Source organism: Aeribacillus sp. JST-2 (assembly GCF_056032925.1).
In genome coordinates, this window is the sequence record NZ_JBVVUU010000010.1 from 107,482 (window position 1) to 113,627 (window position 6,146).

The following is a 6,146-nucleotide window of genomic DNA, read 5'->3' on the forward strand; positions in this document are numbered from 1 at the left end:
AACTTCGGAGCTTTTGGGGTTGAACGACCTGTTTCGCTTCCGCCAGCTGCATTTCCATCAGCCCTCCTTTGCGCTTTTATTCGTCAAATTCGTAATATACTTTTTGGCCAAACACTCTAAATAAAATGAAAGTAAACACCAGAATAATAATAAACAAAATCCAAGCTAAAGCAGAGGCATACCCCATTTCGAAATTTTGGAATGCTTCTTGATATAAATAGAAAACATAGAATAACGATTTATAGTTTGGCCCTCCATTTCCGTCGCTCACAACATAGGCTTGTGTAAATATTTGAAATGCTCCTATGAATCCCATGATTAAATTAAAAAAAATTACATTCGATGTCATCGGAATAGTGATATGCCAAAATTTCCTTAATTTACTTGCACCATCAAGTTCTGCGGCTTCATACAAGGCAGGGGGAACATTTTGCAATCCCGCCAGATAAATAACCATGCCGCCGCCGGCTCCCCATATACTCATAATAATGAGTGCAGGTTTGACCATCGTTTCACTTAAAAGCCAATTAGATGTCGGCAAATGAAAGAATGACAAGATGGCGTTAGCAATGCCAAAATCCGGTTGAAAAATGAGAATCCACAATAAAGAACTTGCCACTACCGGAACAATGGAAGGCAAATAAAAGATCGTTCTGTACAGCCCCATAAACTTTACTTTTGTGTTTAACAGAACAGCTAATAAATACCCAACTACTAACGTAAGCGGCACACTGATAAACGTATAATAAATTGTGTTCCATAGCGATTGCCAAAAAAGTGGATCATCAAAAAAAAGTTTTTTGTAATTATCCCATCCAACCCAGCTTGCTTTGCCAATACCAGAAAATTCTGTAAAAGACATATAAAGAGAATAAATCATCGGTCCCGCTGTGAATGCAAAAAATCCAAGCAGCCACGGAGAAATAAACATATAAAACAAATGTGTTCTCGTTCTGCTCACGTCCCCCTCACCTTCCCAGAAAGTCTGTTCTTTTATTTGAATGGGCTGCATGTATCTTCCTTCAATAGAGACATTAACAGCGTTAATAATAGACATACTTTTACGAAAAAAGATAACGCTTTCTAATCCAGCAACTAAATAGGCAGCATTGTATATTCTGTTTTCCCCCACATATTCCATATGTTCCGACAAATTAGCACTTGTTATTTAAAAACTAAGATATAATCTTCTTTTCATTAACCTTTCTCCCTTCATTATATTAAGTTAACGATAACCTTATGAGGAAATTATATATTGATAGCGCTTTCTTGTCAATTGATATTTTAGTGTTAGCAACAATACGATAACTAAACAAATTCAGGAAAGGTACTAAGTCAAATCTTTGCACGGTTTATAATTGCCTTTGCCAGCTAAATTAAAAAATTACTTAATAATCAGGCAACCGATAAAAAAACACAGCCTTCCCCTTTGGAAATAAGGAAAAGGCTGTGTTTTTATGTTCGAACACTGATCTGGTAGTGTCATTCAATAAATTATTTGTTTTGCACCTTAGGTTCTCTCGGCGGCGCTGTTGATTCTCTTAAAAGCAATGAGCCTGATATTAAAATTTTTTCAAAAGGCGCTTCCTTTTCGCGCATTCTTCTCAATAAAACTTCAACCGCCCGTTTGCCTAAATTTTCTTTTTCCACATGCACAGTGGTAACCGTCGGCTTCATGTTGTATGTTATTTCCTTATTATCAAATCCTGTCACAGAAACATCATCCGGCACGCCAATTCCGTTTCTCGCTAAAACAGTAATGACACTGACAGCAATTACATCATTGGCGCAGAAGAAAGCTGTCGGCATGTTTTGCCTCGGACATCTGCGGAGCCAATCGGAAAACTGTTGTTCTATCTCAACAAAATTGACAGCCATTAACTCAGGATCAAATTCCGTTTGAATGTCGTTTTCCTCCATCGAACTTCTTAAACCGCTCCATCGGTCGTAAAAGCTCCTTGAATAATGAATGTCGCCGACAAATTGAATGTTTCGGTGGCCAAGGCCAATTAAATGGTTGGCTAATTGAAAACTGCTGTCAAAATTATTGTTGAAAATCGTGTCGCAAGGAAACAGCGGATCTTCGTAATCAATCATAACGAACGGAATTCCCATTTTATGAATTTCAACTAAAAGAGGAGCTTCCACAAGACCGACCGTAATGACACCGAGAAAATATTCCGGATTCAATACTTTTGAAAGGCTTTCCACATTGTTTTCCGTGAGCAGCACCATGCCGAGCTTCGTTTTTTCCAATGCGTCCGCAATTCCGTCTACAATGGCGCCCCAATAAGTGGATTGTCTTGTTTGGAAACGGACGTTCGGCATCAATACTAAAACAATCTCCCTGTCTCCTTTCTTAACGGACGTTTCAACATCCTGCAATTCAATGGACGGGGCTTTGTTCGTTTTTTGGGCAAAATAGCCGAGCTGGGAAGCAGCCTCAATGACCCGCTTACGAGTTTCAGCATTGACTCCCGGTTTTCCTGACAAAGCTTTCGAGACAACATATTTCGATACACCTAAATAGTCTGCAATTTGCTGCATCGTTACTCTTTTCGCCATAAGCGCCTCCAAATTTAAGCGATGTCATATATACTGCGAACACTTAACTGTTCTGCAAATTGATCGATATTTATATTTTCGCTTAAACTTGATTTGAAAACAATAATGGAACGGGCTTCCCCTTTCGAAAGATCAAAATAGTTGTCACTGAACTTGCAGTCCGCCTCTTTTAAATCCAATTCAACATATTTGGCAAAGCCGTTTTCTGCTTCTATCTCAATCACATATTGGTCTTGTTCCTCACGGACACGCCATTTGAGATTTGGATTCACAAAGCGGAAATGCTTCGGCTTGGTAAAAAGGATGGTTGTGGAAGAATGTTTTTCCCCATCGATCCAAAGCGTGCACTCCAAATAAGTTTCCCTCATTTTGTCTGCTGTTAAAATGTCAGCAAAGGATAAGGCCTCACATTTTTTCGCAGATAATGGATCCACTTCGCAATCAACCGTTCCTTGTCGCAGCACTACTGAAGTGTTTGTCCGAAGCTTCCACTCGATGCGGCCGACGACTCGTTTAAGTGTATCGTTCGTTACAAAGATGTCAGCAGCCGTCCCTTCCTCGCAAACCGAAAGTAAGACAGGAGCGTAAAATTTTTTGGCAAAATAATGAAGCGCTTTCCATCGTCCGCAGTTGTCAATGCTTGACCACGAAGCAACAGGCCAGCAGTCGTTTAATTGCCAGTACAAAGATCCCATAGAACGTCCGCGGTTTCTTCGCCAATGTTCAACACCGTATTTGATCGCTTCCGCTTGCAATAACTGGGAGGCGTATATTAAAGATGAGAAATCTTTCGGATATAAAAAGTTTTCGGATAAATAAAACAAAATTTTTCCGTTTGCCGCTCCATTTTTTTGATGTTTTTCCATAACATACGAGAAAATGTTGCGATCTTCCGGCAAGGTGAACGTTTTAACTGTTTTTACAGATGGGAACGACTGAAATCCAAATTCGGAACAAAAGCGAAATTGAAATTTGCGATATTCGGTAAACGGCTTAAGCCCATGCCATACTTGCCAATAATGAACATCTCCGGCCTTTTCATTATTGGGCTCGTCAAACCCCCCGCCTGATGATGGAGAGGACGGCCAATAAAATGTTTGCGGATCCAATTCTTTCACAATCTCAGCCAATATCACTTCAAACAGTTTAATGTAATCGGTTTTCAATTTCGGTTTATTGGGCAATCCCCAGTTAGCCCATGCTTCTTCAATTTCATTATTACCGCACCAAATACCTAAACATGCATGATGGCGAATGCGTTTGGTATTGTCGATCGCTTCCTTTTTAACAGATTCTTTAAATTCATCCGTCAATTGATAAACACTGCAGGCAAACATAAAATCTTGCCAGACAATTAATCCATAACGGTCGCACAAATCGTAGAAGTAGTCATCCGGATAATAGCCTCCTCCCCAAACACGGATCATGTTGAAGTTGGCTTCAATACAATCTTTGATCAAGCGCTCCGTTTTTTTCGGTGTATTTCGCGTGATAAGATTGTCTTCAGGTATATAGTTGGCGCCCATGGCGAAGATCGAGATGCCGTTGACAACAAATTCAAATGATTTCCCCCATTCATCTGGCTCATGCCGGACGGTAATCGAGCGAAGCCCTATGGAAAACGTTTTTTGATCGATTTTATTGCCATCATATAAAATCGATACATTTACCTTATAAAGCGGTTGATCCCCATACCCGTTCGGCCACCAAAGCTGTGGATTTTCTATATGAAACGCAATATGCTCTTCTTCTCCTGCAAATGCCTTTTCCTTTGTCACCACCTCGCCATTAGGATTTGTAATGGAAACCTCAACTGACAGTTCAGTCTCTTGCCATTTTTCGATCCGGACGCAGACATCGAGATCGACTTCCCCGTTTTCATGTTTCTGCGACACATACACATCATCTATTCGAGCAACGTTCCAGCCTTTTATATAAATGCTCCGCCAAATTCCGAGATCCGGTATTTTCGGCCCCCAGTCCCAACCGAACATATAGTGGGCTTTGCGGATATGCGGATAGCCTTCAATCGCATCCGCCACTCCCCAAAGCGGTTCTTTTGCCTGCTTTTCTTGAATATAGTGAATGGGCGAAAAAAGCGTAACCGATATCTTATTTGTACCCGCTTTCAAAAATGGTTTCACGTCAAATTCGTACCTGCTGTGCATATTGTTTGTTTTGCCAATCAACTGATCGTTGATATAGATTTCTGAGATCGTATCGATTCCTTCGCAAACGAGCGCTACTTTATCACATTTGAAAATGGCATCATGCAACTCAAATTGCCGCATATATTGATAGTTTTTGGATGAAATGTCATAAGCTTGATCCTCGTTGTCCCGATAAAAAGGATCCTCAATGAAGCCGTTTGCAAGCAAATCGTTCATCACTGATCCCGGAACAGTGGCATTTATCCATTCTTGGCCGGATTGTTCTTTCATTTGCCAACTGCCGTTTAAACAAATTTTTTCCATCATCTCACCTCAAATTTGTTATTTTTGTTATGATAATATTTTATATATATACTAACAATACAATATTTCTTCTTATTCGTAAAGAAAAAAAGCGCCCAAAATGGACACTTCATTTGCTCCTGATGATTCTTTGCACTGCTGGATGAAACCGCGTCAAAACATTGCTTTCGTTGTCGGTCAGCACGAAACAGGAATTTGATCCGCAAGCGGAGTGCATAAAAATCTTTCAATTTTTGGAAGACCTTTTCAAGGTTTGCTACAAAACTATATAGAAGAAATTAACGTTTTAAGCATTTTATATAGTATAAGAAACTCCTTTTGTTCAAGAAATGGGATCATCATCCGGCACCGTTTATTGATCAGCTGATTCAACCGCTTTGATCCACGTATGCGCCATCAGCATATTCCCTAAAGAATTCATATGCACCCCATCCGTTGTTACCTTTTTCCCTGTATTTGCTTTTAAAAAAGAGATAAACTTACTGTGCGTTGGAACGAGAACAGCTTGAAACCTCTCGGCCATTTTGCCAACAATTTCAACATAAGAAACCAACTTTTGGTTGCTTTTTGATCGAATGTCCTCTCCAATAATGGTCGGCTCCATTAAGATCAACTTGGCACCAGTTTTTTTAATTGTTCGCGTCAGCAATTGTTCGTAAATTTCCGCAAACTGTTCAGGGTACACTTGTTCCATTTCTGGATGATCGAACTGCCGCCAAACATCATTAATCCCAATCGATACTGAAACATAATCAGGATTTTGCTGAATGACATCCTCTTCCCATCTCGAGAGCAAATCAGTAATTCGGTCTCCGCCGACACCCCGGTTGACCACTTCAGGGAAATTTTTTGGATCACAGCTGACAAGATAATCATGAATCAGCCGGACATATCCGGTTCCGATTCCTTCCGGATCTTCCCATCTCCCCCATTCCGTGATGCTATCCCCAATAAAGACAATGCGGTCGCTGCGTTGAAACTTCATTTTCCTTCCCCCTGTTATCAAAACATTTATTTTTTTTAATTATAAACTCAACTTTCGCACACAGAAATATTTAAGCATTGCTTGATATAATTAGGTATAGTGGCCAACCATTTATTCATTTG

Annotated in this window: 4 protein-coding genes; all 4 read right to left on the reverse strand. The window is 40.0% G+C overall.

The window, feature by feature from the left end:
• Window positions 1–76: 76 nt before the first annotated feature.
• Window positions 77–961, reverse strand: coding sequence for a carbohydrate ABC transporter permease (locus AC0KTX_RS07755; RefSeq protein WP_474251641.1), 885 nt, complete (start codon window positions 959–961; stop codon window positions 77–79).
• 533 nt (window positions 962–1,494) lie between these two features.
• Complete coding sequence (locus AC0KTX_RS07760) at window positions 1,495–2,565, reverse strand: LacI family DNA-binding transcriptional regulator (RefSeq protein WP_474251642.1); 1,071 nt, start codon at window positions 2,563–2,565, stop codon at window positions 1,495–1,497.
• 14 nt (window positions 2,566–2,579) lie between these two features.
• The gene (locus AC0KTX_RS07765) at window positions 2,580–5,039 is read right to left on the reverse strand and encodes a beta-mannosidase (RefSeq protein WP_474251643.1); all 2,460 of its coding nucleotides are present in this window, start codon (window positions 5,037–5,039) and stop codon (window positions 2,580–2,582) included.
• A 352-nt stretch (window positions 5,040–5,391) separates the two neighbouring features.
• Entirely contained in the window at window positions 5,392–6,024 is a 633-nt protein-coding gene (locus AC0KTX_RS07770; RefSeq protein WP_474251644.1) for an SGNH/GDSL hydrolase family protein, read from the reverse strand.
• Between the last annotated feature and the right edge of the window lie 122 nt (window positions 6,025–6,146).